Here is a 25,443-nt window from a genome sequence, read left to right as displayed (position 1 = left end):
CGCAACCGATTACCGGTATCGAGGGGAGGATGGCAAGGGCAAGGGCTCAACCGTCGGCGGACGAACCCGCCGGCATCGCGGGCGGAGCCAGTCCGTCGTGCGGACCGCAGCTGTCCGGCGGCTATGACAATTTCAAACCCGCCGCCGGCCTTGCCATCGTGCTCGCGGTTATCGTGGACGCGTACCGCCAGAGGTTGTTGCTGAAGAGGCCGGGGTCGAAGAGGCAGAGCATGATGCCGTCCTGCTTCACGCCTTTCAGCGTCATGCTCCAGGGATTGCCTGGGGAAACAGTGCCATGACGACGATTGCCGACGTCGCGCGCCATGCGGGGGTGTCCGTCGCAACCGTTTCGCATGTGATGAACCATACGCGGCATGTCGAGCCGGAAACGGCCGAGCGCGTGCGCGCCGCGATCAAGGCGCTGCGCTACAGCCCGAACTCCGTGGCGCGGAGCCTGCGGCGCGGCGAGACCAAGACCATCGGCCTGCTTCTACCCGACAATTCCAATCCGTTCTTCGCCAGCGTCGCGCGGCAGATCGAGGACGCCGGCTTCGTTGCCGGATACACGGTGATCCTGTGCAACTCCGACGGCAATGCCGAGAAGGAGGAGCGTTATCTCTCGGTGCTGATGGCCAAGCAGATCGACGGGCTGATCTTCGCCGGCTCGTCCGACCATGCTCGGGTGTTCACCCGCCTCCTGCCCAGCGTGCCGGCGGTGCTGCTCGACCGCGAGATCCAGTCGGTCAATGTCGATTCGGTGCTGGTCGACCACGAGCATGGCGGCTATCTCGCCGGAAAATACCTGGCCCGGTTAGGCCACCGGAAGATCGGCGTCATCGGCGGCCCGCGCGATTCGAGCTCCAGTCCGGCCCGCCTGCACGGATTCGTGCGCGCGCTGGGGGAAGCAGGCCTCGAACTGCCGCCCTCGTCGATCGTCGATTCCGATTATCATTTCGCCGGCGGCCGCCTGGCGATGGAGCAATTGATGGCGCAGGCACCGGACATTACGGCGGTGTTCGCCTGCAACGACCTGATGGCGATGGGCGCGGTCACGGCGCTGCGGTCGCGCGGCTTGCGGGTTCCCGACGACATCTCGATGGTCGGCTTCGACGACATCCCCTATGCCGTCACCACCTGGCCGCCGCTGACGACGATCGCGCAGCCGGTGGAAAAGATCGGCACGCGCGCGGTGAGCCTGCTGCTGGAGCGCCTCGGCGAGCCGGAAGCGCCGTCAAGGCGCGAGGTGCTGGCGCCGGTGCTTGTCGAGCGGGAAAGCTGCGCGGCGTGGCGCGGATAATCAGGACAGCCCAGGTGGCCGATGCTCAAGCGGTGTCACCTGCGACGTCGCGGATGGCTCCCGGCGCTGAAACAGGTCCATGTGGTCGGTGCCCCAGACCCTCAGGGCGTGAATGATCGGTTCGAGGCTGCGCCCCAATTCGGAAACGCTGTATTCGACTTTTGGCGGTACTTGGGCATAGACGGTGCGCGTCACCAGCCCGTCGATCTCCAGATCGCGCAGCTGGTTGGTGAGCATGCGCGGCGTCAGGCCGGGAACAAGCCGGCGAATTTCATTGAAGCGCGCGGTGCCGGCCAGCAGGTGGTGCAGGATCACGGACTTCCATTTGCCATCGATGAGGCTGATCGCGGCTTCCACGGCGCAGCCTGGGTTGCAGTCGAACCGGGAATGCCGGGGCTTCGCCAACTGGTATCCTTTCGATACTAACTGCATCTTTTATGCATATTACGCAGTTCAATCATATGCGCTAGTGATGCCTGCGACAAGGAGATCCACCGATGCGCGCAATTGGCTATCAGAATCCGTCACCGATCACCGACGACACCTCGCTGGTCGATATCGATCTGCCCGAGCCCTCGCCCGAAGGACATGACATCCTGGTCGAGGTGAAGGCCGTCTCGGTCAATCCCGTGGATTACAAGGTCCGCCGCAGCACGCCGCCGCAAGGGACGGACTGGAAAGTCCTCGGCTGGGACGCGTCGGGCATCGTCCGGGCCGTTGGCAAGTACGTGACGCTGTTCAGGCCGGGTGACCAAGTCTTCTACGCCGGCTCGATCTCCCGGCCCGGCAGCAATGCCGAGCTTCATCTCGTCGATGAGCGTATCGTCGGCCCGAAGCCGCGGACGCTGGACTGGGCTGAAGCGGCAGCGTTGCCCCTGACGGCGATCACCGCCTGGGAAGCGCTGTTCGAGCGGCTGGACGTGAAGAAGGCTGTGCCAGGCGCGGCTCCCGCGATCCTCATCGTCGGCGGCGCGGGCGGGGTCGGTTCGATCGCCACCCAGATCGCTCGCCAACTGACCGATCTGACCGTCATCGCCACCGCCTCGCGGCCAGAGACGCGTGAATGGGTCGAGCAACTCGGCGCACACTATGTGGTCGACCATCTGAAGCCGCTGGCGGCGGAGGTCGCCGCGCTTGGCCTCGGCGCACCCGCCTTCGTCTTCTCGACAACGCAGACCGGGCAGCACGTCAAGGAGATCGCGGAGCTGATCGCGCCACAGGGCCGGTTCGGCCTGATCGACGATCCCGGCGCGTTCGACGTCATGCTGTTCAAGCGCAAGTCGGTGTCGATCCATCACGAGCTGATGTTCACCCGCTCGATCTTCGGCACGCCCGATATGGCCGAACAAGGCAGACTGCTCAAGGAGGTGTCGCGCCTGGTCGACGAGGGCCGGCTGAGGACGACGTTGACCCGGCGCCTATCGCCGATCAACGCGGCAAATCTGAAGATCGCACATGGCCTTCTGGAAAGCGGCACCACCCGAGGCAAGATCGTGGTCGAAGGCTTTGCCGAAAGATGACCGAGCAGGCCACGACGATTTCGCGGAAGTCGATCCCTCCTGCTTCGGCTTTCCGACGCATGTCTCGAACGACTATGTGACTCAGGACCCGAAGGCCGGGGATCGCGGCCCGCTCAAGCAGCCGGCTGCATTGCCGCCCTCTCCAGCATGCCGAACAGGTCGCGCGGCTCGTCGGGGTCGGCGAGCAGGTCGAGCTCCTCGTAGAGGCCGGTGGCCTGGAGCTGGTCGCGGACATAGCGCAGCGCGGAAAAATCTTCCGTGGCAAAGCCGACGGAATCGAACAGCGTGATCTGCTTGGCCGTCCTGCGGCCCTCGGCCTTTCCGGTCATCACCTGCCACAACTCGGTCACCGGATGGTCGGCGGCGAGCTGCTGGATCTCGCCCTCGATGCGTGTCTGCGGCGGGAACTCGACGAAGATGTCGGAGCGCAAGAGGATGTCGCGATGCAGCTCGGTCTTGCCGGGGCAGTCGCCGCCGACGGCGTTGATATGGACGCCGGAGCCGACCATGTTGTCCGTCAGGATCGTGGCGTACTGCTTGTCGGCCGTCACCGTGGTGATGATGTCGACGCCTTCCACCGCATCCTGCCCTGTCGCGCAGATGGTGATGTCGAAACCCTTGGCCGCCAGGTTGCGGGCGCATTTTTCGGAAGCCGAGCGATCGATGTCGTAGAGCCGCAGCCGGTCAATGCCGAGCAGCGCCTTGAAGGCGATGGCCTGGAACTCGGACTGGGCGCCGTTGCCGATGATGGCCATGGCGCGCGCGCCCTTGGGCGCCAGATATCTGGCGGCGAGCGCGGAGGTGGCGGCGGTGCGCAGCGCCGTCAGTATGGTCATCTCGGTCAAGAGCATCGGATAGCCGGAGCCGACATCGGCGAGCACGCCGAAGGCGGTGACCGTCTGGCGACCCTCGCGCATGTTCTTCGGGTGGCCGTTGACATATTTGAAGCCGTACATCTTGCCATCGCTGGTCGGCATCAGCTCGATGACGCCGTCATGGCTGTGCGAGGCGATGCGCGGCGTCTTGTCGAAAAGCTCCCAGCGGCGGAAATCCTCCTCGATGTAAGCGGCAAGCTCGGTCAGGAAACGCTCGACGCCAATGGCGAGCACCAGCTTCATCATGCGGTCGACGCTGACGAAGGGGACGATGGCAAGGCGGGACGGCTGGGTCATGATCAGAGGCTTCCGGAGTGGCTGCGGGTCGGGCGGTCCATGATGCGGCGGCCCATCAGGCTGGCGGTGAGGTCGACCATGAGCGTCGCGGTGCGGCCGCGCTCGTCGAGGAACGGGTTCAATTCGACCAGGTCGAGGCTGGACACCAGGCCGCTGTCGGAGAGCATCTCCATCACCAGATGCGCCTCGCGGAATGTGGCGCCGCCGGGCACGGTGGTGCCGACGGCCGGCGCGATAGAGGGGTCGAGGAAATCGACGTCGAAGCTGACATGAAGCAGGCCGTTCTCCTTCTCGACGCGGGCCAGGAAGGCGCGCAGCAAGGGCGCGATGCCGTGCTCGTCGATGGCGCGCATGTCATGCACGGTGACGCCGGCTTGCGCGAGCGCCCGGCGTTCGGCCGGGTCGACACTGCGCAGGCCGATGGCGCAGATTCGGGCCGGGTCGACCGCTTGCTGCAGGTCCGGGAAATAACCCTGAAAACCCGCCTGCCCGCTGGCATAGGCGAGCGGCACGCCGTGCAGGTTGCCGCTGGTGGTGGTGTCGAGCGTGTGAAAATCGGGATGCGCGTCGAGCCACAGCACGAAGAGCGGCCGGCGGCGCTCGGCGGCGCGGCGCGCCACGCCCGAGACCGTGCCGGCGGAGATCGAATGGTCGCCGCCGAGGAAGATCGGCATGGCGTCCCTGGAAGCCGCGTAGGCGGTCTCGGCGATCGCCGCCGTCCAGGCTGAAATCTCCGGCAGCGCCTTCAGCGCAAGGTTGCCGTGGATCACGGGCCGCGCCACTGCCTTCTCGACCGCCCCCCAGTCCTCGACCTCGTGGCCGAGTACCGAAAGCACCGAGGCGAGGCCCGCCGTGCGCAGCGCGCTCGGCCCCATCTCGCATCCCATCCTGCCCGCGCCGTCCTGCACCGGCGCGCCGACGATCCTGCAGCGCATGTTTCTCCGCCCTCGCGATTGACTGGCCGGATTAGATCATCAGGCGCTGGCGGTTTGAACAGGTGAAATTGGCATTTCGAGAACAATGATTTATCATTCCGGCAAGCAATTTGACCGAAATGGCAATCATGGATGCGCTCGACGAAAGGCTGGTGACGCTTCTGAGACACGATGCGCGGCGCAGCGTCTCCGACCTCGCCGTCGATCTCGGCGTCTCGCGCGCCACGGTCAGGGCGCGCATGGAGCGGCTGGAGAGATCCGGCGAGATCATCGGCTATACGGTGGTGCTGCGAGCCGACGCGGTCGATCAACGCATTCGGGGCGTCATGATGATCGAGATCGAGGGCCATGCCGCGGACCGCGTCATCCGGGCGCTCGGCGGTTTTCCCGAGGTTTCGACCATCCACACCACCAACGGCCGCTGGGACCTTGTGGTGGAACTCGGCACCACCACGCTCACCGATTTCGACGCAGTGCTGCGACGTATCCGGCTGATACCGGGCATAACGGGCAGCGAGACGAGCCTGCTGCTCGCGACGCCGCGGACGACGCGGGCAAGGCTGGGGTAGTCGCGCAACCGGCGGGCCAGCGAGCCCTTTGTCACATCACAGCTTCGCGAGCCCCGGGACGGCCGATGGCCCGAAAGGCGTTTACGACATGTCTAAAGCGCGTCGCGCCGAAAGGGATTCGCTCGATGCGCCTTAGGCCTGTTTTGATGCATATCGCCCTTCCACAACCGCTGCGCGGCGTTGGGCGCCATGCATTGAACTCGCCGGGTGCTCCCAAAGACCCGAGAGCCCCTCCTGACACCTCAGTGCTTTTAGGAGAATACGATGAAACATCTTCTCACTCCGATAGCAGCCAGCTTGTTCATGGCTTCCACCGGCATAGCCTTGACCGCGAACGTCCACACGGTAACTGGTACGACAGGTCAGCCGAGCCAAACCATCGGCACGCCTCAGACAGGGGATGCCACGCCGGGCCATGCCGCCTCCGCTCCGGGTTCTGCCTTCAACCCGGACGGCAATGCCGGAACGCATTACGCGGGCACCCAGCCGCAGAATTCGAAGAACTCGAAGAGCGTATCGCAATATGACGTGGCCGGGTTCCAGCAGTCCCACAATCATTAGACGCCGGGCATTGGCCGAAGCGGCCGGTAGTGTGGGCGGCATAGTGGGCACGCCGCAGCGCCGGTGTGAAGCCGAGGAAGGCTCGATCACACCGGCAACCGCCTTAGGAAGAACGAATATCTTCAGCCGTTCGGATAGTGGCCGCCATGGGAGCCGTCCCCCATATAGGTTCCCTGGCAGTACCGTCAGGCGACGCTGGCGAACGGGACCGGTAAACTGACGGTCTGCCCGCCAAGCCCGGCATTGGCTAGGTCGGCAAGGTGCTCGGCCTCGCCGCGCATCAGCCCGATCAGCGGCCGGCCGTCCATCTCCGCCGGGATGTCGAGAACCAGATCATACACAAGCCAGTCGTCGCACGGATCCTGCATCGCTGCGAACCTCATTGACGCTCCTTGTTTGAGCGTGGTTAGAGCGGGCCCAGTGCGCACAGAATCGCCGAGCCGCCCTAAGTCTTTGTTTTTGCCCATTTGTTCGCCCCGGCACTGCAGCGCGCTTCCACGACACGCAGAGAAGTCGAAATAGAGTCGGATTGTTCCGGCGGGGGCCAGTAAAATATCGATAAAAGGCTGGAATATCGAGAAAGGACCGCCGGCCGCCGAGCCGAGACCAGTTCATTCGCCTGGGTGGCGAGCTCTTCCGCCTGCGTGCGCGTCAGGCCGATCAGCACCGTGTCCGGTATCTGCGCCGGGCAACCGGAGCGCAGATCGTAGACCATCCATTGCCCGCACGGGTCCTGTAAGGCTGTGAACCTCATGGCGTTTTTAGCTATGCCCCAACGTAACGACCTACGGGACTGGTGCCCGCGAGACTGCCCGGCCGGATTAGTTCCAGCACTTTTACTGAACATATAGTTGCTGGTCGCCCGACAACAGGGGCTCTACAGTCCCTTCGGCATGCGACCCAAGTCGGATGGGCGGCTGATATTTTCGGATGGCGAACGCTACCTGCCCGGGAAAAATATCGTGAGATCCCTGTGCTTGATCCCGTTTGCAGGAAGTCCGTGACGGGAGGCGCTGGCGGCCCTCGCCGACGCTCAGGCGCAATTCCGGGTTCCGGGGGGCCTCGCCTGCGAGCCCTAAACGCGAAAAAGCCGCGGCGGTCCGCGGCTTTTCGTTTGCTTGATCCTCGATGAGGAAACTGGAGCGGGTGAGGCGATTCGAACGCCCGACCCCAACCTTGGCAAGGTTGTGCTCTACCCCTGAGCTACACCCGCTCGCGCGGCCTTGGGCCGCAAGCCGCGCCTATATGGCCGAAGAGCGCGGCGATTGCAACAGGGAAATGACGGTCTTTTTTGGAGGCGTTCCTCACCTGACCAACTCCATTGCGCAAGCGTGGGATGGCGCGGCCCGAAACGGCGCCGATCGTAATTTCCGCGCGAAAATCCACCAGCCTCATCCGGAACTGCGCTGCGTTTCTCCGCAGCTCCCCGCGGAAAACGCTTCCTGCTTTTCCCTTAGAGGCCCACACGGCCTTGCCCCCGCGGCATTGTTGGCCGTAAACGGCATGACCCTGCCGGACGATGCGAGGACCGATGCCCAAGACCGAAGCCGAGCTCAATGCGTTCCTTGCCGATCTCGGCATTTCCGTCACGACGGTGCGGCATCCGCCACTGTTCACGGTCGCCGATTCGCAGGCGCTACGGGGCGAGATCCCCGGCGGCCACACCAAGAACCTGTTCCTCAAGGACAAAAAGGACAATTATTTCCTCGTCACCGTCGGCGAGGAGGCAGTGGTCGACCTGAAGCAGATCCACCACCTCATCGGCGCCGCCAGCCGGGTGTCCTTCGGCAAGCCCGAGATGCTTATGGAGCTGCTCGGCGTCATCCCCGGGGCGGTCACCGTCTTCGGCCTGATCAACGACAGGGAAGGGAAGGTCAAGGTGGTGCTCGACCAGGCGTTGATGAGCCACGACGTCATCAACGGTCATCCGCTGACCAACGAGGCGACGACCTCGATCGCCGCCGCCGATCTGATCAGATTCGTCGAGGCAACCGGCCACGATCCTGTTATCCTGAAAGTCTCATGACCTTGAAAAGCAGGGGCCGATCGCCACATGGAGGGCGGTTTGCGAAATTCGACAATGACGCGCCGGGCCCCAACGCTCAGGGCGCGACCGAGAGGGCGACACGATGAGTGACAACAATCCTTACAGCGGCGCGTTTGGCGGTAATGGGGGCCAGTATGCCCAGACGGTGCAATATGGCGGCGGCGACCGCGCCAAGGTTTCGCTGGGCGAGGCGCCGGCGGCCGCCGACCTGATCAAGGACACCACCACCGCCACCTTCGCCGCCGACGTCATCCAGGAATCGCGCCGCCAGCCGGTACTGGTCGACTTTTGGGCACCATGGTGCGGGCCTTGCAAGCAGCTGACTCCGCAGCTCGAAAAGGCGGTGCAGGCGGCCGGCGGCAAGGTCAAGCTGGTCAAGATGAACATCGACGATCATCCCTCGATCGCCGGCCAGCTCGGCATCCAGTCCATCCCCGCGGTCATCGCCTTCAAGGACGGCCAGCCCGTCGACGGCTTCATGGGTGCTGTTCCCGAAAGCCAGATCGCCCAGTTCATCCAGAAGGTGGGCGGGAAGGGCGGCGGCGCGCCCCAGATCGCGGACGCGCTTGCCGCGGCGGCCGAGGCGCGCACGGCGGGCGACGTCCAGACCGCGGCCGACATCTATGATGCCATTCTGGAGCAGGCGCCCGAGACGCTCGAGGCGATCGCGGGCCTGGGCGAGATCCTATTCGATGCCGGCGACGCGGAAGGCGCCGAGGGCGTTCTGGCCCGGGCGCCGGAAGACAAGAAGGATGCGCCCGCACTCGCCGCGCTGCGCGCCAAGATGACGCTGGCGGCCGAAGCGGCCGCGCTCGGCAATCCGGCGGAGTTCGAGCGGCGGCTCGCCGCCAATCCGGCCGACCATCAGGCGCGCTTCGACCTGGCAATGATCCAGAACGCGCGCGGCGAGCGCAATGCGGCAGCCGACAATCTGCTGGCGATCATCAAGGCCGACCGGACCTGGAACGACGACGGCGCCAGGGCGCAGCTCTTGAAGCTGTTCGAGGCCTGGGGGATGACCGACGAGGCGACGCTGGCGGCTCGCCGTAAGCTTTCGTCGCTACTGTTCTCGTAGAGATGCCCGGCGTTTCACAGGATCGTCGAAACGCTCTACGGTGGGTTTGCGCAGTTACGGACGGCTACTGGCGTGCCCGATCCGGGATTGCCATGAATTTTTTGCCGGCTGTCGCTGCCGGAAGGCTTGAGTAGCGGAGCGCCAGCGCCAGATAAGGGCGGGCTCATGGTTCGCCGCCAGCCGGATAAGGATTTGCCGGTGCGAGAGGAGATTGCAGGGTGATGCGCTTGCCGGCGTGGCTTTTGGAGGATTGCGGTGCGCGTCGGTAACGCCCTCTATCGGCTCGCCAAGGATCTGCCGTCGGCGATACCGATCTTTCCGCTTGCCGGGGCGCTGCTTCTGCCCGGTGGTCGCATGCCGCTCAACATCTTCGAGCCGCGCTATCTGCAGATGATCGACCAGGCGATGGCCGGCTCACGGCTGATCGGCATGATCCAACCCAGCCTCGACGGCGCATTGCGCGATGACGGCGAGCCGGAACTGTGCAGCGTCGGTTGCGCCGGGCGCATCATCTCGCTCGCCGAGACGGGCGACGGCCGTTACCTGATCTCGCTGCAGGGCGTGTGCCGGTTCCGCGTCGTGCAGGAACTCGCGGCGAAGGCGCCGTTCCGGCAGTGCAAGATCGCGCCTTTTCTCGCCGATCTCGAGGAAGACCCGGCCGCCGCCGAAGTCGACCGGCCGGCGCTGCTCAAGGCGTTTCGCGCCTATCTGCAGGCCAACGACCTCGAGGCCGACTGGGAAAGCGTCAGCCGCGCCGAGAACGGCATGCTGGTCAACGCGCTGTCGATGATGGCGCCCTACGGACCGGCCGAGAAGCAGGCGCTGCTGGAAGCGCCGGACCTGAAGACGCGCGCCGAAACGCTGATCGCCATCACCGAGATGACGCTGGCGCGCGAGGGCGACGAGTTTGGCTCCAGCATCCAGTAAGTGCATTGATATTCAGGTGAGCCCGGCCTGCCAATTGCGGCTTGCCGCGCTTTCGCTGCTCACGGACTTCAGGTACGCTCCGCCGGTTGTCGGAGGCCGCCATTTTGGAGCGGGCCCGACCTGAGTCTCAAGCCATTCAAGGGTGAGGGGATAGACAGTGGAAAGGTGCGATGCCTGCTTACGGACGTGACGGGCGGAAGGCCGAGGTCGATCCGAAGCTGCTGGAGCTGCTGGCCTGCCCGCTGACCAAGGGGCCGCTGACTTGGAATCCCGAGCGCGGCGAGCTGGTCTCGCGCCTGGCGAAGCTCGCCTATCCGGTGCGCGACGGCATCCCGATCATGCTGCCTTCGGAGGCGCGCACGATTTCCGCCGAGGACATGCTGGCCCCGCCGCCACCGCGGCTTAGCGGGCAGTCGTAAAGCGAGCGGCGCTGTCATGCCGCCATCGGGGGCGGCCGTCGGGGTTGGCGGAACGTTGCTTATGCCGTCATTCCAGGGCTTCGCTCCTTGCTCCGCCGGTCGATGATGAAGGCGCTTTCTTGCCCCTGAAACGTTCCCTGTGGTGCTGGACACGACGCTACTGAAAATTGCGCCCCTTGGGCATGACCTGTTGCGCGGCGCCCGATAGAGCTTCGATGTCCTGGCGGGCCGGTAGGCCGCGGCTTGTAGTGGAGTTCGGCCGTTCGGCTGGATTATGCTCGATGACCGGGCGGTTGGCGGACTCCAGCAGCACGCCGAGCCATGGAGTCAAATCCTCGATCCGGTCGGCGACGATATGGATGACGTCCGATTCGTGCTGCAGCTTGCCGGTGACGCGGATGAAGCGGGCGCCCATGACCACCGAGCGGAAGCGGTCGAAGACGCGGGGCCAGATGATGACGTTGGCGATCGATTTTTCATCCTCCAGCGTGAGGAAGATCGCGTTGCCCTTGCCGGGACGTTGACGCACCAGGACCAGCCCGGCGACGGAGACACGGCGGCCGTCGCGCACCGATGGCAAGCGCGCATTGGGGGTGACGCCGGCGCGATCCAGCCTTTCGCGCAGGAAGGCGACCGGGTGCTCCTTCAGCGACAGGCCGAGGGCGCGGTAGTCGTGAACGACATGCTCGCCGAGCGGCATTCTTGGCAGTTTCGTTTCCGGTTCCAGCTCGCGCAGGCTGAGCGAGGGCCGGTCGAAAAGCGGCAGTTTCTCCGCGGCGCTCCTGCCGTCGAGCGCCCGCACCTCCCAGAGGGCTGAGCGACGGTCGAGGCCGATCGAGCGGAAGGCGTCGGCCTGCGCCAGCTTCTCGATCTCACCGACATCGAGGCCAGAGCGCAGCCAGACATCGCGGACCGACCGATAGCCGTCGCCGCGCCGTGCGACGAGAACTTCCATGCGCTCCTCGGACAGGCCCTTGATCTGGCGGAAACCGAGCCTGACGGCATGCGCCGTCCCGATCACGCCGCGCATCGAGGCATGGCGTTCGAGGATGCGGGACGGATCGAAAGCGGATTGCTCCAGCGTGCAGTCCCAGACGGAATGGTTGACGTCGACCTCGCATATATCGACGCCATGGTCGCGCGCGTCGCGCACGAGTTGGGCCGGCTGGTAAAAGCCCATCGGCTGCGCGTTCAGGATCGCGGCGCAGAAGACATCGGGATAGAAGGTCTTGAACCAGCAGGAGGCGTAGACCAGCAGCGCGAAGGACGCGGCATGGCTTTCGGGAAAGCCGTATTCGCCGAAACCCTCGATCTGCTTGAAGCAGCGTTCGGCGAAGTCCCTGTCGTAACCATTACCGACCATGCCGTCTATCATGCGCTGGCGGTAATTGCCGATCGTGCCGGTGCGCTTGAAGGTCGCCATGGCGCGGCGCAGCTCGTCGGCCTCGCCCGGCCGGAAGCCGCCGGCGACGATGGCGATCTTCATCGCCTGTTCCTGGAACAGCGGCACGCCCAGCGTCCTGCCGAGAATCTTCTTGAGCTCCAGGCTGGGATAATTGACTTCCTCCTTGCCCTGCCGACGGCGCAGGTAGGGGTGCACCATGTCGCCCTGGATCGGGCCCGGGCGCACGATCGCAACCTCGATGACGAGATCGTAGAAATCTGCCGGCTTGAGACGCGGCAGCATCGACATCTGCGCGCGCGACTCGATCTGGAAGACGCCGAGCGTGTCGGCCCTCTGGATCATGGCGTAAACGTCCTTGTCCTCCTCGGGAAGGGTCGCGAGCACGTAAGGTCGTCCGAACGGATCCCGCGCCCGGGGATAATGATCGGTGAGCAAGGTGAAGGCACGCTTCAGGCAGGTCAGCATGCCGAGCGCCAGAACGTCGACCTTGAGGATCTTGACCGCGTCGAGATCGTCCTTGTCCCACTCGACCATCTTGCGTTCCTCCATCGCCGTCTTGACGATGGGCACGACCTCGTCGAGCCGGTCGCGGGTGATGACGAAGCCGCCGACATGCTGGGAAAGGTGGCGGGGAAAGCCCATGATCTCGTTGGCGCGCTCCAGCACCTGGCGCGACAGCGGGTCGGTGCGGTCGAGGCCGCCGGAATTGGCTTCCCTTTCGCCGAGCTCGGAGGTCGACCAGCCCCATATGGTGCTGGACAGCGCGCTGCGGACATCTTCCGACAGGCCCATGGCCTTGGCCACCTCGCGCAAGGCCGAGCGGCCGCGATAGCTGATGACGGCGGCGGCCAAGGCGGTGCGCTTGGCGCTGTATTTCTCGTAGATGTAGGCGATGACCTCGTCGCGCCTTTCATGCTCGAAATCGACGTCGATGTCGGGCGGCTCGTTGCGCTCCTCCGAGATGAAGCGCTCGAACAGCGTGTCGATGCGCTCGGGGCCGACTTCGGTGATGCCGATGCAGAAGCAGATGATCGAATTGGCGGCCGAGCCACGGCCCTGACAGAGGATGCCCTTGTCGCGGGCGAATTTGACGATGTCATGGACGGTCAGGAAATAGCGGGCGTAGTTCAGGCGTTCGATCAGCGCGAGCTCGCTGCCGATGCGCTTCAGCACATAATCGGGAACGCCGGCCGGATAGCGTCTTGCCGCGCCTTCGCGGGCAAGGCGTTCGAGCTCGGCCTGCGGTCCAAGCCCGGATTCGGTCGGCTCGTCCGGATAATTGTATTCGAGGTCGCTGAGCGAGAAGGTGAGCTCGCCGGCGAAACGCAGCGTCTCGGCAAGCGCCTGCGGATGGCGGCGGAAAAGCCGCGCCATCTCCAGCGGCGGCTTCAGGTGGCGCTCGGCATTGGCGGCCAGCTCCAGCCCGACATCGGAAACCGGCGTGTTGAGGCGGATCGCGGTGAGCACGTCCTGCAGCGGGCGGCGCTCGGCGGCATGGTAGAGCACGTCGTTGGTCGCCATCAGCGGGACGCCGGCGTGCTCGGCCATCGCCGCCGCCTGCTCGACGCGGAAGCGGTCATTGCCGGCATAGTCCGGCGCCACGGCCAGCCTGAGCGTCGGGCCGAAGCGATCCCTGAGCCGGCTAATTAATGTCAGATTATCTTCCGCGCCCGCCGATAGATCGGGCAGCATCGCCAGTGACATTCGATCGCCCCATTCGAGCAGGTCGTCGAGCTTGAGCAATGTCGCGCCCTTCTCGTTCTCGTCGCGCAGATTCGCCTGGGTCAGCATGCGGCAGAGATGGCCCCAGCCCTGGCGGTCGCGGGGATAGGCGAGGATGTCCGGCGTGCCGTCGCCGAACACCAGGCGGCAACCCGGGTGATAGGCCATCTTCTCCACCTTGGCCTGCTGCCAGGCGCGCACGACGCCGGCGACGGTGTTCCTGTCGGCAAGTCCGATCGAGGCAAAGCCGTGGAATTTCGCCGTGACCACCAGCTCCTCGGGCCTGGAGGCGCCGCGCAGGAAGGAGAAGTTCGAGCTGATGCCGAACTCGGCATAGGGGATGACGGTCAGCGCGTTCACGCGAACACCCCATGCATGAACCAGCGCGGCGGCGCGGCCTGCGCGGCGCTGCTGTAGAGACCCTGGCGGTAGAGCCAGTAGCGGCGTCCCTCGCTGTCCTCGATGCGGTAATAGTCGCGGGTCGGCGCCTCTTCCTCGCCGGGCAGTTGCCGCCACCATTCGGCGGCGATGCGCTCCGGCCCTTCGGCGCGGGCGACGCGGTAAAGCGCGCGGCGCCAGCGGAAATTCATCGGCGGCCCTTCCGGGATCTCGGTCGCCGGCACCTCGATCGGCTCGGGCGAGCGGAACAGGCGCACCGGCCGCTCCGGCGGGTAGATGGTCACCGGTGGCGCTGTTCGGGGTGGCGCCGCCCGGCCGGCCGACGGCGCGCGTCTTTGCGGCGCTTCGGCGAAAGGCACGCTCTTGACGGCGCGCTCCGGCAGATGGCTCTCGACGATAACGGGCTTCAGCACGGCCGCCTCGCCGAGGCGGGCGCGGACACGGTCGGCAAAGAGAGCTATGTCGGCATCATCGTCGTCCGCCTCGCCGGTCAGGTCGCCCTGAACCATGTCGAAGGCGGCAACCGACAGCACCGACAGCCGCACCAGATCGAAGCCGAAGCCGGCGTCGATGCTCTGCTCCAGCGCGGTGAGCCGCTCATGGAACAGCCTTTGGATCAGCCGGGGCTCGCGCATCGGGCGCGAAGTGCCGACGGCGATGCGGCTGACGGCGCCGTCGACGCGGAAGAGAAGCAGCGCCAGCGTCCTTGCGCCCTCGCCGCGCCGTTCGAGGTCGGCCTTCAGGGCGACGGCAAGCCGGCTCACCAGCCGCTCGATGTCGTCGGTGAGCATGACCGGTTCGGCAAGGTGGCGCTCGACCGAGAGCGGCGCGACGGGGAGGCGCGGCGACACGGCCTCGTCGAGGCGGCCGAGCGCCTGGTCGAGGCGTAAAAGCAGGGTGGCGCCGAAGCGGCGGGCGAGCGGCGCGCGCGGCGCGGCCATCACCGCGCCGGCGGTGCGCAGGCCGACGCTCTCCAGGCCGGCGCGGGTCTCCGGCGCGATGCGCAGTGCCGATAGCGGCAGCGGCGAAAGCAACGCCTCCTCCTCGCCGCCGGCCACGATACGGTCGCCATGGAAGCGCGCCGCCGCCCAGGCGGCGCCCGGCGTGGAGGCGAGGCCGGCACGGACGTCAAAACCCTGCTGGAGGAAGCGGGTGAGGATTTCCTCCTGCATGGCGCGCTCGCCGCCGAACAGATGCGTGCAGCCGGTGACGTCGAGGAACAGCCCATCCTCGGCGTCGATCGCCACCAGCGGCGTGTAGCGGTCGCACCAGTCGGCAAGGCCTTCGAGCAGGCGACGGTCGGCCTCCGGGTCGGCCTCGACCACATCGATCGAGGGATGCATGGCGCGGGCATCGGCAATGCCCATGCCGCGCTTCAGCTTCAGCGCCTCAGCCCGCTCGTCGAGGGCCGCGATGCGTTGGGTGTTGTTGTCGCGATGGCTGATCACCAGTGGCAAATGATGCGACGGCCGGGAACGCCAGGACCGCCCCAGGCGCTGGCGCAGGATCCGCTCCGCGCTGAGATGCGGGAACCACAGCGACAGAATTCTCTGTTCTTTCTGCAAAAGCGTGCTCATTTGGGTTCCACTCCAGTGTGAATTGTCCGGGCAGGGCCGTGCGGCTCTTGCCGATATCGATCTTGAAGGCAGGGCGGCCGATCGAGCCCGCGAGCGGTCCGGCGACCGTTTCGCGGTTTGACGCGAGCGCCCCCGAAACGATCAGGCGCACGGGCGCGGCGGTTGGATCGGCCTCGCCGGCCTGGCGCAGCAAAAGCACTGGCCTGCCGGCATTCTGGGCTCGGGCGTGCAGCCGGCGCGTGGCGGTGAGGTCGAGCCGCGGGGGGCTGCCGCGGATCTCGAGGATGACGGCGGCGAAGGCCGTCATGCGGGCGGCCTCCTCGGCGATCCACAGCGCATCGAGCAGTTTCGGGGCCTCGGAAAACAGCAATTGCTCCGGCTTCATGCCGAACAGCGCGTGCAGGCCCCTGGCATAGGGAAGGCCGGCCTCGTGAAAGATTTCCGTTGTGCCGACCCAGAGGATCGGCAGGCCCTGCTTCTCCTTGAGGATCAGGCTTACGAGCGAAAGCGCGAAGCCGGCGACCGCGCCGGCATCGCGGGTCTCCAGGCCATGGATTTCGCTCAGCGCCGCCTTGGGCAGGCCCCCGCCAAGAGCTGCATCAAGCCGATCGATACCGGTGCGCAGGAAGGCGTCCGGCGAGGCCACGGCGAGGCCACGCCGGATGATGGTGATGTCCGAGCCGGATGCATCGACAGGCGTCCCGCCCGCCGGCGCCTGCAGGCGCTCGGGCAGCGTTCCCTCGATCTTCGCGATCTGGCGGCGCAGGGCAAAAACAGTTTCCCGCGCCACGGCGCTCATCGCCATGACGTTCACTTCCGGCAGCAGTTGTTCCTGTTATGTTCTTATAGATTCCAGAGGCGTCCGGAAGAGTCAAGCAGACTCATAAGGAATTTATTCCTTCGCCCTTTACCCTGAAAGCGAACGCCCCGCCGGCTCATTTGCCTCTATCGGCGCGAAAGCCTATATGCCGGGATCAAAGGACATTCCATGGCCCGCATCTACAAGACACGTATCTGGCACGACCAGCTCTCGCCGTCGATCGACGAGCTCGAGCTTCTGGCGCTGGAGGCCTATGCCCATCTGCCGGAAGAATTCCGCCAGCTCACCGGCGAGATCATCATCCAGATCACCGAATTCCCGACCGACGAGATCATGGACGACCTGTCGCTGGAAACGCCGTTCGACCTGCTCGGCCTGTTCGAGGGACGCGGCATCGCCGAGCGCTGGAACCCGCAGACCGGCGAGGGACCGAATCGCATAACGCTCTACCGTCGCGCCATCCTCGATTATTGGTCAGAGAACGAGGAGACGCTGGGCGACATCGTCACCCATGTGCTCATCCACGAGATCGGCCACCATTTCGGTCTGTCGGATGACGACATGGAGCGGATCGAGGAGGCGGCCGAGCAGGCCGCTGCTAGCTGAGAGCGTCACGTTAGCTCGGCGGCAGAAGCCTCGTTACCTCGCGCCCCCCTTAGCCCTGCCGGGCATCTCCCCCTCCTGGGGGAGATTGGCTAGCTACCAATCGCTCAGCTTGGTGTCGGCTGTGTATTCCTGGCCTTCGACATCCTTCACCACGGCCTGGCCGCAGCGCATCGACTTGGTTTTCTTGTCATAGGCATAGGTCGGCGAGCCGAACAGGTGCCAGCCCTTGTTCAGGGCCGCCGTCACCTTGTGGCAGAAGGTTGAATCGTCCGGGCCGGACAGAAAGCGGTAGAGTTTCATCTTTCGAGCCTATCTTTGCATACCGGCGCATCATGCGCCGATGATCGCGGCCTTCGCCAGCAGTTTTTCGGCTTCCGCCAGATGCAGGCGCTCGACCATCCGGCCATCGATCGCGATGACGCCCCGGCCGGCATTTTCGGGGCGCGCGAACGCATCCCTGATGTCACGAGCCGTGGCCAGCGCTTCGGGCGATGGCGAGAAGGCGCGGTTCGCCGGCTCTATCTGGGCAGGATGAATCAGCGATTTGCCGTCGAAGCCCATGGCCGCTCCTTGGGCGCATTCGCCGGCAAAGGCGTCGAGGTCGCGAAAATCATTGGCGACGCCGTCGATGACGTCGAGGCCGCCGGCGCGCGCCGCGAGCACCAGCTGCATCAGCCAGGGCATCAGATAGCGCCGGTCGGGCGTCGCCAGTATGCCGGTCGCCTTGACCAGGTCGTTCGTTCCGGCGACGAAACAAGCAAGGCGCGAGGCCGGGTCCCGGCCGAGCTCGGCGATGGCGCCGATGTTGAGCAGCGCCTTGGGCGTCTCGACCATCGCCCATAATTTCACGCTGTCCGGCGCGGAATTGTCGTCGAGCAGGTCGCCGGCCTCGAGAATGTCGCGCGGTGTGCCGATCTTGGGCAGGAGAATGCCGTCGGACTCGGCCTTGGCGACAGCCAGAAGATCGTCGGCGCCCCATTCGCTGGCCAAAGGATTGATGCGCACCACAATCTCGCAGCGCCGTCCGGGACCGGCAAGAATGCCGGCGACCTTGTCACGCGCGGCAGCCTTCTCGGCGGGCAGCACGGCGTCCTCGAGGTCGATGATGACGGCGTCGCAGGCTAGGGAGCCGATCTTGGCAAGCGCCTTGTCGTTCGAGGCGGGAATGTAGAGCACCGAGCGGCGCGGGCGATAGCTGTCGACGGTCATGGCCGATCTATGCCGGGTGATGGCGGGTGAGGCAAGGCGCGGAGCGATCTTCTCCTCAACGGCCGCAGAAGGGATAGGTCGCAGCTTCACGCGTGGCGGACTGACCTGCACCAAATCTGCAAATCCTTGCGGAAAACCTCCTCCAATCCGCCGCGCGCTTTCCGCACGGGCCGGCGAGACAGGCGGCATGCGAACACCTCACACAATCCGCCGGTCACTGCAACGCAGGCTCATCCATGAGGGCTGGTGGCTCGTCGAGCCGCAAGCGCCGCCCCGCAAAGCGGGCGTCCTCCCTTTCGCCCCAAGGTCGCGCCATATGGAAAAGCACTTCGCACTTTTCACGGAATTGCTCTAATCCTGCCGTTACCCAACCTTACGCACCTGGCCCGCCGATCGATGCCGCATAATATCCTCGTCGCCGACGACGACCCGCATATCCGCGAGATAATCTGCTTCGCGCTGGAAAAGGCCGGCATGAAGACGGCGGCCGTCGCCGACGGCGCGGCGGCGCTGCAGGCGGTCGAGCGGCGCCCACCCGACCTCATCGTGCTCGACATCGGCATGCCGGAGATGGACGGGCTGGAGGTCTGCCGCAGGCTCCGGCAGAAATCCGACGTGCCGGTGCTGTTCCTGTCGGCGCGCGACGAAGAGATCGACCGCATCCTCGGGCTCGAAATGGGCGGCGACGATTATGTGACCAAGCCGTTCAGCCCGCGCGAGCTGGTCGCCCGCGTCAATGTCATCCTGCGGCGCGCGCGGCCGGCGCCAGTCGAGGGAGAAACAGACGACCGGGAGTTCGCGCATGGCAAGCTCATGCTCGTCCCGGCAAGCCACGCGGCGAGTTTCGACGGCAAGCCGTTCACCTTGACGGCGATCGAATTCGCCATCCTGAAAGGCTTTCTCGCCCGGCCGCAGCACGTGCTTGGCCGCGACGCGGTGATGGCCAATGCCTATGCCTCGAACATCCATGTCTCGGAACGCACGGTCGACAGCCACATCCGCAACGTGCGAGCCAAGCTGGCGGCGGTCGGCTGCGCGGATGCGATCGCGACGGTGCACGGCGTCGGTTTCCGGCTCGGCCGATGCGGTGGTTGAGCAAGGAAAGGTGGCGGCCGCGGCTCGCCACCGTCGTCATCGCCATCCTGATCGTAGTCATGGCCCTGCCGCTGGTCGGGCTGTTCTTCTTCCGGCTCTATGAGAACCAGCTGATCCGCCAGACCGAGGGCGAGCTCATCGCGCAAGGCGCGGTCGTCGCCGCCGTCTATGCGGAGCAGGTGCGTGCCGCCGGCATTCCCCCGGACAAGATGGGTTCGCCGATATCGGCCGATCCGGCGCGGGACAACAACTATCCCTATGAACCGATAGAGCCACGCCTCGATCTCGCCTCGGATGACGTGATGCCGATGCGCCCCGTTGCGGTGCCGGCCGCCCCCGACCCGGCCTTCGCGGCCATCGGGGCAAAGCTCGCCGGCATTCTCGATGAAACGCAGAAGACGACGCTTGCCGGCTTCCGCCTGCTCGACCCGCGCGGCGTGGTCATTGCCGGCGGCGGCGAGATCGGCCAGTCGCTGAGCGGGGTCGAGGAGGTGCGGACCGCGCTTTCCGGCGCGTACGCCAGCGAGCTGAGACTGCGCATCCCCGACCAGCCTCCGCCGCCATTATACTCGGTGAGCCGGGGCACCAGGGTGCGCGTCTTCGTCGCCCTGCCAGTCGAACTCGACGGCCGGGTCGCCGGCGTCGTCTATCTCTCGCGAACGCCGAACAACATCGTCAAGCATCTCTATGGCGAGCGCGGCAAGGTGACGTTGGCGGCGATCGCCATACTGAGCGGCACGCTTTTGATCGCGCTGGTGTTCATCCGCACCGTCAGCCGGCCGATCTATGCGCTGATCGAGAGGACGAAACGCATCGCCGCGGGCGACCGCGAGGCGATCCGTCCGCTCGCCCATCACGGCACGCGCGAGATGGCGGCGCTGTCGGCGGCCTTCCTCGACATGGCGCAGAAGCTGCAGGCGCGCTCCGACGGCATCCAGACCTTCGCCACCCATGTCTCGCATGAGCTGAAATCGCCGCTGACGGCGATCCAGGGCGCGGCCGAGCTGCTTCGCGATTCCGGCGGCGCGATGGACGAGGCCGAACGGCGACGTTTCTCCAACAACATCGTCACCGACGCCGGGCGGCTCAATCTCCTGGTGCGGCGGCTGCTCGACCTGGCGCGGGCCGAGAACCTGGAACCGAGCGGCGAAAGCACGACGCTCCATGCCGCATTGGCATCTTTGCCGATCGACACCAGGCTGGAAGCGCGGCTTGAAGGCGGCGGGTATATCGGGCTCGGCATCTCGGCGGAGAATCTCGGCATCGTGCTCGCCAACCTAATCGACAATTCCGCCCGGCACGGCGCCAGGCTGGTTTCGATCGGCGCGGCAAGGGCGGGCGACAGGGTCACGATCCATGTCGGCGACGATGGCGACGGAATCTCGGCCGCCAACCGCGCCAGGATCTTCGAGCCGTTCTTCACCACGCGGCGCGAAACCGGCGGCACCGGCATGGGGCTCGGCATCGTGCTGGCCCTCCTGAAAGCGCATGATGGCACGATCAGGCTGGTTGACTCCGGGCGCGGCACGCGCTTCGAGATCGATCTGCCGGGATTTTGAGAACCGGCGAACTGGAGACAAAAGTGCGCTACGACATCGTCATCATCGGCGGAGCCATCGTCGGGTCCTCGGTCGCCTATTATCTGCGGGAGGAAGGTTTTACCGGCTCGATCGCGCTGATCGAGCGCGATCCGCAATTCTCCCATGCGGCGACGACCCTGTCGCTCGCCTCGATCCGCCAGCAATTCTCCATCCCCGAAAACATTCGCCTGTCGCAGTTCACCCTGAAACTGTTCCGGCGGCTCAAGGAAACCTTCGGCGCCGACGCCGATATCGGTTTCCGCGAGGGCGGCTACCTGATCCTCGCCGGCGAGGCGGGCCTGCCGATCCTCAAGGCCAACCATGAGACGCAAGTGGCCGAGGGCGCCGACATCGTGCTGGAGGACGCCGGACAGCTGGCGAGCCGCTTCCCCTGGCTGTCGGTCGACGACATCGCCGCCGGCGCCTATGGCCGTAGCGGCGAGGGCTGGTTCGACGCGCATGCGCTGCTGACCCTGTTCCGCAAGGCGCTGCGCGACAAGAAGATCGATTTCATCACGGCTTCCGCCACTGGCATTTCGCGCGACGGCAATCGCGTCACCGGTGTGTCGCTCGACAATGGCGAGACGCTGGAGGCGGGCATCGTCGTCAACGCCGCCGGCCCGAACGCCGGCAAGGTCGCGGCTTTTGCCGGGCTGGCGCTGCCGGTCGAGCCGCGCAAGCGCAACGTCTTCGTCTTCGAGGCGCGTGAGAAATATGCCGACATGCCGCTTTTGGTCGATCCGTCAGGCATCTATGTGCGGCCCGAAGGCTCGGTCTATCTCACCGGCGGCGCCGAGCCGGAGGAAGGCGATGTCGCGCCAGATCCGAAGGATTTCGAGGTCAACTGGTCGCTGTTCGAGGATGTGGTCTGGCCGATCTTGGCCACCCGCATCCCGGCCTTCGAGGCGATCAAGGCGACACGCGGCTGGGTCGGGCATTACGACTACAACACGCTTGACCAGAACGCGGTGATCGGGCCGCATCCCGAAGTCGGAAACTTCCTCTTCGCCAACGGTTTTTCCGGCCACGGCCTGCAGCAGGCGCCGGCGGTGGGCAAATCGATCGCGGAGCTCATCATGCATGGCGGATACCGGACGGTGGACTGCAGGGCATTCGGCTATGAAAGAGTGGCTGAGGGAAGGGCGTTCCGCGAGCTGAACGTCATCTGACGAACGGTCGCGTCGAGCGAAAGCGCGTTGCCGAGCGCATGGCCGCGCGCCGTGTTGTCGAAGATGCACCAGACCTCGGCGGCCGATGCGCCGGCTTCGGCAAGCCGCTCGCCAATATCCAGCAACCGCCCAGCTTCGTATTCTGAATAGTAGACGTGCGGCGCGCCATGGAAGCGGAAATAGGCGAGTTCGGGCCAGCCGTCAGGCATGGCGGCAGCAGGCGTGGGAGCGGGATCGGCCGCAACACGCCCTACGTGAAGGCGACTGAGCAAGATCCCGGCTTCGGGTGCGAACCAACTGGGGTGACGCGGTTCGCAAACCAGGCGCCTGTCGGTCTTTGCGCGCAGCACGGCGAAGAACTTTTCGGCGGTCTGGAGATCGAATTGCAGGCTGGGCGGCAGCTGCGTCAGAAGCACGGAAAGCTTGGCCCCGAGCCCTTTGACCTGACCCAAGAACGCGTCCAGAAGATCATTGCAATCTTCCAGGCGACGCTCATGCGTCACGGTCTTGGGGATCTTTGCGGAAAAGCGAAAATGGTCCGGAACCGAGCGCGCCCAGCGCTCATAAGTTGCCCGCCGATGCGGTTTGTAGAAGGAGGAATTGATCTCGGCGATCGAAAGTCGCGCCGCATAGCGTTCGAGCTGCGAACCGGCCGCCGGGAAAGAAGCTCTATGCGCTGCCGCTATACTCCATCCGGCGGTTCCCACGGCGCAGCGTCTGTTCTCCATTCCCACAATCTGGACAGGCGCGATCGCGGGTCAAGGGAGAGCTTCGGCCAGTCGCCCGCGGGCCGAGCCAGGCTCGCAGCCACCCGGGCGCCCACGCCCAGCCTTCGGCATGTCCCGAGGCGGCGTCCGGGAAACCCCGCGAACGGTCGTGGGGGCCGCGTGCTATCGCTGATCTGCCGGGCAGTTAAGCCACAAGCGTCGGCGTTCCGCCTCCCCAACGGCAATTCGATACGGAAATCCGGCCGGCTGCAGATATCCAGCCCGGTCGGCGAAAGACATTGATTCCTGCCGGCCGCGCCATGCTAGTCTCGGCCTCGTCGGGCGCTCGGGGAAAACATTGTTTAAAAAGGCTGTCGAGAATTTTCGGCGCACAAGGGGAGTCCAACTGGTGTTGGGCCTCCGCCACGAGATTCTGCGGCGTCAGTTTTTGGGAAGCGCCGCGTCCAAGGGCCATTCATTCGCCAGGGAACTAAGCGGAAAGCCGGATCGGAATTACTGCTTCACCATAGCGTTCAACACGCCCTGGGTCATCGACGTGCTCACCAAGGCCTGGCAGGTCTTCCCGACCGGGACAAGGCTCGTGGTGATCGACAATTCGCCGAAGCGGGAAGCGCGAGCCTCGATCGAAGCGATCTGCGCGCGGCGGGGGGTCGCGTATTTCGGACTGCCCAGGAATTTCGAAACGAACCCTTCCAGATCACATGGCGTCTCCCAGACCTGGGTCTTCCACAACATCGTCAGGCACCTCAAGCCAGACATGTTCGGCTTCATCGATCACGATTGCTTCCCGGTCGGGCCGATCGATATCGCGCAGCGCGTCGGGCGAAAGATCGGTTACGGGACGCCGCTGCACGCCAAGTCCAGCTACCTGTACAAGAAAGCCGAGGACGAGCCTCGCTGGTACTACTGGGCCGGCCTGTGCTTCTACAATTTCGCTGCCGTCGAGCATGCGAAGCTCGATTTCAGGAATCGGCTCGACATCGGCATGGACACCGGAGGCGGCAACTGGCCGGTATTGTATTCGAAGCACCCCGTCGGGGAATTCGAGATGGCCCGGTTAAGTCACGTCGCGGTGAACGTCGAGGGGAAGATCGACAATTATCAGGTGTATGACGAGGTTCTTTTTCATGTCGGGGGCGCCTCCTACAGCTCGCGCGCGGCCGATCCGGATTACCGTCGCCAACTGTCGGACCACATCTGGAAAACCTATCTCGGCGGACTCCAGGATCGCCTGATTTCCATTTGAGATCAAATCGGGCCGCGAGTGCCTATCTTTTTGTTTTTCAGCAATTCCGGACGGAAGCCTACCGCGAAGTCGCCGAGCCTAACCACTCACAATACCGCTGCAGCCATCCAAGAACACGCGTCCAGCTCTCGGCATGCCCGGCGGCCGCGTCCGGGAAGCCGGCGAAGCCGCCATGGCAGATGGTGAGCCGCGTGCCGCCGGCGATCGGCTCCAGCAGATAGGCGAGCGTGGTTTCGTGACGGCCCAGCGCCGGGTGATCCCAGTCGTGGCGCATGGTCTGAACGATTCGGCGCGGCGTCTCGATCTCGAGGAATTTCCCGCTGGCGGGCAGGCGCCTGCCGCGCGCGCTTCGCACTGTGACACTCCAGCGACCGCCGACGCGAAGGTCGGCGTTCCACCCGGTCATGCAGTGGGTTTCGGGCGACCCCCACCAGCGCTCGACCTCGCTCGTGACCAGCGCCGCGACGACCTCGTCCGGCGCGGCGGGAAGCTCGGCCGAGGCCATGACCGTGTCCGCGTTCGCCATGGCTTGCGGCAACGACAAGTGAAGCATCAAGGTACACCCTTCCAAGGATTGTCTCGTGCCCGAAACGAATATTCATCCCTTTGACGGCGGGCGCTCGAAACCCTTGCCTGTTTCGAGCAGGCTCTTGAGGCTCGCCAGCACCAGCGGCCAGCCCCTTGAGACGTTCGGGATCAGCCTGTGCGGGCCGTCGGCCTCGTGGATGACGGCGAGCTTCATCAACTCGCCGTCAGGCTCGATGGTGAAGGTGCAGCGCGTGTAGCCGTCCTTCTTCACCTCGGGCATCCATTCGTTGCGCCATTTGATGACAAGGCGTCTTGGCGGATCGATCTCCAGGATCTCGCCCGAATCGGCAATGCTGCCGTCCGGGAACATCAGCTTCCAGCTCGAGCCGACCTTCCAGTCGCTCTCCTGATAGGAGCAGAGGAAGAACTGCCGGTTGAATTCCGGATCGGTCAGCGCCTGCCAAAGTTTTTCAGGCGTGGTGCGGATATAGGTGACGTAGACGAAGCTGTTCTCGCTCACGGCTCTTCCCTTTCAAGACGTTGCTTCAGGTCGCTCAATGCACTGAGCCGACGGCGCTCGAACTTGCCGATCCAGCGCTCGGCGATCTCGTTGATCGGAACGGGGTTGAGGTAGTGCTCCTTCTCGCGGCCCCGGCGCATGGTGGTGACGAGGTTCGCCTCCTCGAGGATCGCCAAATGCTTGGTCACCGCCTGGCGCGTCATATCCATGTGCTCGCAGAGCGCGTTCAGCGTCTGCCCGTTCCTTGCATGGAGACTGTCCAGCAATTGCCGGCGGGTCGGGTCGGCCAAGGCGCGAAAGACGGCATCCATGCTCAT

At 65.2% G+C, this 25,443-nt stretch carries 29 protein-coding genes and 1 tRNA gene; 13 read left to right on the top strand and 17 right to left on the bottom strand.

Features of this window, described 5'->3' with window-relative positions:
- Nucleotides 1–121: 121 nt before the first annotated feature.
- A complete protein-coding gene (locus tag ACR64R_RS21905; RefSeq protein WP_487358352.1) occupies nt 122–325 on the bottom strand; it encodes a hypothetical protein in 204 nt (67 codons plus the stop codon).
- Here ACR64R_RS21905 and ACR64R_RS21900 point away from each other — a divergent pair.
- Nucleotides 296–1,297 (top strand): LacI family DNA-binding transcriptional regulator, encoded by a 1,002-nt coding sequence (locus tag ACR64R_RS21900; RefSeq protein WP_487358351.1) that lies wholly within the window; start codon nt 296–298, stop codon nt 1,295–1,297. The genes ACR64R_RS21905 and ACR64R_RS21900 overlap by 30 nt on opposite strands.
- Here ACR64R_RS21900 and ACR64R_RS21895 read toward each other — a convergent pair whose 3' ends face one another.
- Nucleotides 1,298–1,702, bottom strand: a complete 405-nt coding sequence (locus ACR64R_RS21895; protein ID WP_487358350.1) for a winged helix-turn-helix transcriptional regulator — start codon at nt 1,700–1,702, stop codon at nt 1,298–1,300.
- Nucleotides 1,703–1,794: 92 nt separating this feature from the next.
- Between ACR64R_RS21895 and ACR64R_RS21890 the strand changes: the two genes are divergently transcribed.
- A complete protein-coding gene (locus tag ACR64R_RS21890) occupies nt 1,795–2,817 on the top strand; it encodes a zinc-binding alcohol dehydrogenase family protein (protein ID WP_487358349.1) in 1,023 nt (340 codons plus the stop codon).
- Between the two features lie 113 nt (nt 2,818–2,930).
- On the opposite strand, the gene ACR64R_RS21885 is transcribed toward ACR64R_RS21890, so the two are convergent.
- Nucleotides 2,931–3,989, bottom strand: coding sequence for an ornithine cyclodeaminase (locus tag ACR64R_RS21885; RefSeq protein ID WP_487358348.1), 1,059 nt, complete (start codon nt 3,987–3,989; stop codon nt 2,931–2,933).
- 2 nt (nt 3,990–3,991) lie between these two features.
- Nucleotides 3,992–4,924 (bottom strand): arginase, encoded by a 933-nt coding sequence (rocF, locus tag ACR64R_RS21880; RefSeq protein WP_487358347.1) that lies wholly within the window; start codon nt 4,922–4,924, stop codon nt 3,992–3,994.
- 128 nt (nt 4,925–5,052) lie between these two features.
- Between rocF and ACR64R_RS21875 the strand changes: the two genes are divergently transcribed.
- Both ACR64R_RS21875 and ACR64R_RS21870 read left to right on the top strand, forming a co-directional pair.
- Entirely contained in the window at nt 5,053–5,493 is a 441-nt protein-coding gene (locus ACR64R_RS21875; RefSeq protein ID WP_487362515.1) for an Lrp/AsnC family transcriptional regulator, read from the top strand.
- Nucleotides 5,494–5,757: 264 nt separating this feature from the next.
- The gene (locus ACR64R_RS21870; RefSeq protein ID WP_487358346.1) at nt 5,758–6,054 is read left to right on the top strand and encodes an adenylate cyclase; all 297 of its coding nucleotides are present in this window, start codon (nt 5,758–5,760) and stop codon (nt 6,052–6,054) included.
- A 185-nt stretch (nt 6,055–6,239) separates the two neighbouring features.
- Here the strand turns inward: ACR64R_RS21870 and ACR64R_RS21865 are convergent, their stop codons facing one another.
- The 3 genes from ACR64R_RS21865 to ACR64R_RS21855 form a co-directional block, all read right to left on the bottom strand.
- Complete coding sequence (locus ACR64R_RS21865) at nt 6,240–6,437, bottom strand: hypothetical protein (RefSeq protein ID WP_487358345.1); 198 nt, start codon at nt 6,435–6,437, stop codon at nt 6,240–6,242.
- A gap of 62 nt (nt 6,438–6,499) precedes the next feature.
- Nucleotides 6,500–6,769, bottom strand: coding sequence for a hypothetical protein (locus ACR64R_RS21860; RefSeq protein WP_487358344.1), 270 nt, complete (start codon nt 6,767–6,769; stop codon nt 6,500–6,502).
- A 423-nt stretch (nt 6,770–7,192) separates the two neighbouring features.
- Nucleotides 7,193–7,267 (bottom strand) — tRNA-Gly (locus ACR64R_RS21855).
- Between the two features lie 318 nt (nt 7,268–7,585).
- On the opposite strand from ACR64R_RS21855, the gene ACR64R_RS21850 reads away from it, so the two are divergent.
- The 4 genes from ACR64R_RS21850 to ACR64R_RS21835 all read left to right on the top strand — a co-directional run bounded on the left by ACR64R_RS21850 (nt 7,586) and on the right by ACR64R_RS21835 (nt 10,522).
- Nucleotides 7,586–8,080 carry a prolyl-tRNA synthetase associated domain-containing protein gene (locus ACR64R_RS21850; protein ID WP_487358343.1) on the top strand — a complete coding sequence of 165 codons (495 nt, stop codon included), beginning with the start codon at nt 7,586–7,588 and terminating at the stop codon, nt 8,078–8,080.
- A 103-nt stretch (nt 8,081–8,183) separates the two neighbouring features.
- The gene (gene trxA, locus ACR64R_RS21845; RefSeq protein WP_487358342.1) at nt 8,184–9,176 is read left to right on the top strand and encodes a thioredoxin; all 993 of its coding nucleotides are present in this window, start codon (nt 8,184–8,186) and stop codon (nt 9,174–9,176) included.
- A 255-nt stretch (nt 9,177–9,431) separates the two neighbouring features.
- A complete protein-coding gene (locus ACR64R_RS21840; RefSeq protein ID WP_487358341.1) occupies nt 9,432–10,103 on the top strand; it encodes an LON peptidase substrate-binding domain-containing protein in 672 nt (223 codons plus the stop codon).
- 170 nt (nt 10,104–10,273) lie between these two features.
- Nucleotides 10,274–10,522, top strand: a complete 249-nt coding sequence (locus ACR64R_RS21835) for a Trm112 family protein (protein ID WP_487358340.1) — start codon at nt 10,274–10,276, stop codon at nt 10,520–10,522.
- A 157-nt stretch (nt 10,523–10,679) separates the two neighbouring features.
- On the opposite strand, the gene ACR64R_RS21830 is transcribed toward ACR64R_RS21835, so the two are convergent.
- Genes ACR64R_RS21830 through ACR64R_RS21820 form a run of 3 tightly spaced genes read right to left on the bottom strand, consistent with a single transcriptional unit; the run spans nt 10,680 to nt 16,430 of the window.
- Nucleotides 10,680–14,009, bottom strand: coding sequence for an error-prone DNA polymerase (locus ACR64R_RS21830; protein WP_487358339.1), 3,330 nt, complete (start codon nt 14,007–14,009; stop codon nt 10,680–10,682).
- Complete coding sequence (locus tag ACR64R_RS21825) at nt 14,006–15,496, bottom strand: DUF6504 family protein (RefSeq protein ID WP_487362514.1); 1,491 nt, start codon at nt 15,494–15,496, stop codon at nt 14,006–14,008. Before ACR64R_RS21825 ends, ACR64R_RS21830 begins: the two co-directional genes overlap by 4 nt.
- Nucleotides 15,438–16,430: an ImuA family protein gene (locus ACR64R_RS21820; protein WP_487358338.1), complete on the bottom strand. Its 993-nt coding sequence runs from the start codon at nt 16,428–16,430 to the stop codon at nt 15,438–15,440. The genes ACR64R_RS21825 and ACR64R_RS21820 overlap by 59 nt, the downstream gene beginning before the upstream one ends.
- Nucleotides 16,431–16,613: 183 nt before the next feature.
- On the opposite strand from ACR64R_RS21820, the gene ACR64R_RS21815 reads away from it, so the two are divergent.
- Entirely contained in the window at nt 16,614–17,051 is a 438-nt protein-coding gene (locus ACR64R_RS21815; RefSeq protein ID WP_487358337.1) for a metallopeptidase family protein, read from the top strand.
- 93 nt (nt 17,052–17,144) lie between these two features.
- Here ACR64R_RS21815 and ACR64R_RS21810 read toward each other — a convergent pair whose 3' ends face one another.
- Both ACR64R_RS21810 and ACR64R_RS21805 read right to left on the bottom strand, forming a co-directional pair.
- Nucleotides 17,145–17,351, bottom strand: a complete 207-nt coding sequence (locus tag ACR64R_RS21810; protein WP_095820644.1) for a DUF1737 domain-containing protein — start codon at nt 17,349–17,351, stop codon at nt 17,145–17,147.
- Nucleotides 17,352–17,381: 30 nt separating this feature from the next.
- The gene (locus ACR64R_RS21805; RefSeq protein WP_487358336.1) at nt 17,382–18,260 is read right to left on the bottom strand and encodes an HpcH/HpaI aldolase/citrate lyase family protein; all 879 of its coding nucleotides are present in this window, start codon (nt 18,258–18,260) and stop codon (nt 17,382–17,384) included.
- A gap of 396 nt (nt 18,261–18,656) precedes the next feature.
- Here ACR64R_RS21805 and ACR64R_RS21800 point away from each other — a divergent pair, with 396 nt between their 5' ends.
- The 3 genes from ACR64R_RS21800 to ACR64R_RS21790 are packed head-to-tail and all read left to right on the top strand — an operon-like array spanning nt 18,657 to nt 22,104.
- Nucleotides 18,657–19,355 (top strand): response regulator, encoded by a 699-nt coding sequence (locus ACR64R_RS21800; protein ID WP_487358335.1) that lies wholly within the window; start codon nt 18,657–18,659, stop codon nt 19,353–19,355.
- A 59-nt stretch (nt 19,356–19,414) separates the two neighbouring features.
- The gene (locus tag ACR64R_RS21795; RefSeq protein WP_487362513.1) at nt 19,415–20,914 is read left to right on the top strand and encodes a sensor histidine kinase; all 1,500 of its coding nucleotides are present in this window, start codon (nt 19,415–19,417) and stop codon (nt 20,912–20,914) included.
- A 23-nt stretch (nt 20,915–20,937) separates the two neighbouring features.
- Nucleotides 20,938–22,104, top strand: coding sequence for an NAD(P)/FAD-dependent oxidoreductase (locus ACR64R_RS21790; RefSeq protein ID WP_487358334.1), 1,167 nt, complete (start codon nt 20,938–20,940; stop codon nt 22,102–22,104).
- On the opposite strand, the gene ACR64R_RS21785 is transcribed toward ACR64R_RS21790, so the two are convergent.
- Both ACR64R_RS21785 and ACR64R_RS21780 read right to left on the bottom strand, forming a co-directional pair.
- Complete coding sequence (locus ACR64R_RS21785) at nt 22,053–22,832, bottom strand: DUF72 domain-containing protein (RefSeq protein ID WP_487358333.1); 780 nt, start codon at nt 22,830–22,832, stop codon at nt 22,053–22,055. The two genes, ACR64R_RS21790 and ACR64R_RS21785, sit on opposite strands and share 52 nt — an antisense overlap.
- A gap of 492 nt (nt 22,833–23,324) precedes the next feature.
- The gene (locus tag ACR64R_RS21780) at nt 23,325–23,591 is read right to left on the bottom strand and encodes a hypothetical protein (protein WP_487358332.1); all 267 of its coding nucleotides are present in this window, start codon (nt 23,589–23,591) and stop codon (nt 23,325–23,327) included.
- Between ACR64R_RS21780 and ACR64R_RS21775 the strand changes: the two genes are divergently transcribed.
- Nucleotides 23,590–24,078 carry a hypothetical protein gene (locus ACR64R_RS21775; RefSeq protein WP_487358331.1) on the top strand — a complete coding sequence of 163 codons (489 nt, stop codon included), beginning with the start codon at nt 23,590–23,592 and terminating at the stop codon, nt 24,076–24,078. The two genes, ACR64R_RS21780 and ACR64R_RS21775, sit on opposite strands and share 2 nt — an antisense overlap.
- 58 nt (nt 24,079–24,136) lie before the next feature.
- Here ACR64R_RS21775 and ACR64R_RS21770 read toward each other — a convergent pair whose 3' ends face one another.
- From ACR64R_RS21770 to ACR64R_RS21760, 3 genes are read right to left on the bottom strand one after another with little or no spacing between them, the layout of a single operon-like run.
- The gene (locus ACR64R_RS21770; RefSeq protein ID WP_487358330.1) at nt 24,137–24,631 is read right to left on the bottom strand and encodes an SRPBCC family protein; all 495 of its coding nucleotides are present in this window, start codon (nt 24,629–24,631) and stop codon (nt 24,137–24,139) included.
- 45 nt (nt 24,632–24,676) lie between these two features.
- Nucleotides 24,677–25,126 carry an SRPBCC family protein gene (locus ACR64R_RS21765; RefSeq protein ID WP_487358329.1) on the bottom strand — a complete coding sequence of 150 codons (450 nt, stop codon included), beginning with the start codon at nt 25,124–25,126 and terminating at the stop codon, nt 24,677–24,679.
- The gene (locus ACR64R_RS21760; protein WP_487358328.1) at nt 25,123–25,443 is read right to left on the bottom strand and encodes an ArsR/SmtB family transcription factor; all 321 of its coding nucleotides are present in this window, start codon (nt 25,441–25,443) and stop codon (nt 25,123–25,125) included. The genes ACR64R_RS21765 and ACR64R_RS21760 overlap by 4 nt, the downstream gene beginning before the upstream one ends.

It is taken from the genome of Mesorhizobium sp. MC2-1-1 (assembly GCF_057597255.1).
The sequence above is the reverse complement of the archived record's forward strand: the minus strand, read 5'-3'. Positions and strand labels throughout refer to the sequence as shown.

Bases quoted from the DNA above. Each gene is read 5' to 3' on its own strand.
- ACR64R_RS21900 (WP_487358351.1), top strand. From the start codon at position 296: ATGACGACGATTGCCGACGTCGCGCGCCATGCGGGGGTGTCCGTCGCA.
- ACR64R_RS21905 (WP_487358352.1), bottom strand. From the start codon at position 325: ATGGCGCGCGACGTCGGCAATCGTCGTCATGGCACTGTTTCCCCAGGC.
- ACR64R_RS21890 (WP_487358349.1), top strand. From the start codon at position 1,795: ATGCGCGCAATTGGCTATCAGAATCCGTCACCGATCACCGACGACACC.
- ACR64R_RS21885 (WP_487358348.1), bottom strand. From the start codon at position 3,989: ATGACCCAGCCGTCCCGCCTTGCCATCGTCCCCTTCGTCAGCGTCGAC.
- rocF (WP_487358347.1), bottom strand. From the start codon at position 4,924: ATGCGCTGCAGGATCGTCGGCGCGCCGGTGCAGGACGGCGCGGGCAGG.
- ACR64R_RS21875 (WP_487362515.1), top strand. From the start codon at position 5,053: ATGGATGCGCTCGACGAAAGGCTGGTGACGCTTCTGAGACACGATGCG.
- ACR64R_RS21870 (WP_487358346.1), top strand. From the start codon at position 5,758: ATGAAACATCTTCTCACTCCGATAGCAGCCAGCTTGTTCATGGCTTCC.
- ACR64R_RS21865 (WP_487358345.1), bottom strand. From the start codon at position 6,437: ATGAGGTTCGCAGCGATGCAGGATCCGTGCGACGACTGGCTTGTGTAT.
- ACR64R_RS21860 (WP_487358344.1), bottom strand. From the start codon at position 6,769: ATGGTCTACGATCTGCGCTCCGGTTGCCCGGCGCAGATACCGGACACG.
- ACR64R_RS21850 (WP_487358343.1), top strand. From the start codon at position 7,586: ATGCCCAAGACCGAAGCCGAGCTCAATGCGTTCCTTGCCGATCTCGGC.
- trxA (WP_487358342.1), top strand. From the start codon at position 8,184: ATGAGTGACAACAATCCTTACAGCGGCGCGTTTGGCGGTAATGGGGGC.
- ACR64R_RS21835 (WP_487358340.1), top strand. From the start codon at position 10,274: ATGCCTGCTTACGGACGTGACGGGCGGAAGGCCGAGGTCGATCCGAAG.
- ACR64R_RS21820 (WP_487358338.1), bottom strand. From the start codon at position 16,430: ATGGCGATGAGCGCCGTGGCGCGGGAAACTGTTTTTGCCCTGCGCCGC.
- ACR64R_RS21815 (WP_487358337.1), top strand. From the start codon at position 16,614: ATGGCCCGCATCTACAAGACACGTATCTGGCACGACCAGCTCTCGCCG.
- ACR64R_RS21810 (WP_095820644.1), bottom strand. From the start codon at position 17,351: ATGAAACTCTACCGCTTTCTGTCCGGCCCGGACGATTCAACCTTCTGC.
- ACR64R_RS21805 (WP_487358336.1), bottom strand. From the start codon at position 18,260: ATGACCGTCGACAGCTATCGCCCGCGCCGCTCGGTGCTCTACATTCCC.
- ACR64R_RS21800 (WP_487358335.1), top strand. From the start codon at position 18,657: ATGCCGCATAATATCCTCGTCGCCGACGACGACCCGCATATCCGCGAG.
- ACR64R_RS21795 (WP_487362513.1), top strand. From the start codon at position 19,415: ATGGCCCTGCCGCTGGTCGGGCTGTTCTTCTTCCGGCTCTATGAGAAC.
- ACR64R_RS21785 (WP_487358333.1), bottom strand. From the start codon at position 22,832: ATGGAGAACAGACGCTGCGCCGTGGGAACCGCCGGATGGAGTATAGCG.
- ACR64R_RS21775 (WP_487358331.1), top strand. From the start codon at position 23,590: ATGTTCGGCTTCATCGATCACGATTGCTTCCCGGTCGGGCCGATCGAT.
- ACR64R_RS21780 (WP_487358332.1), bottom strand. From the start codon at position 23,591: ATGTCTGGCTTGAGGTGCCTGACGATGTTGTGGAAGACCCAGGTCTGG.
- ACR64R_RS21770 (WP_487358330.1), bottom strand. From the start codon at position 24,631: ATGCTTCACTTGTCGTTGCCGCAAGCCATGGCGAACGCGGACACGGTC.
- ACR64R_RS21760 (WP_487358328.1), bottom strand. From the start codon at position 25,443: ATGAGCATGGATGCCGTCTTTCGCGCCTTGGCCGACCCGACCCGCCGG.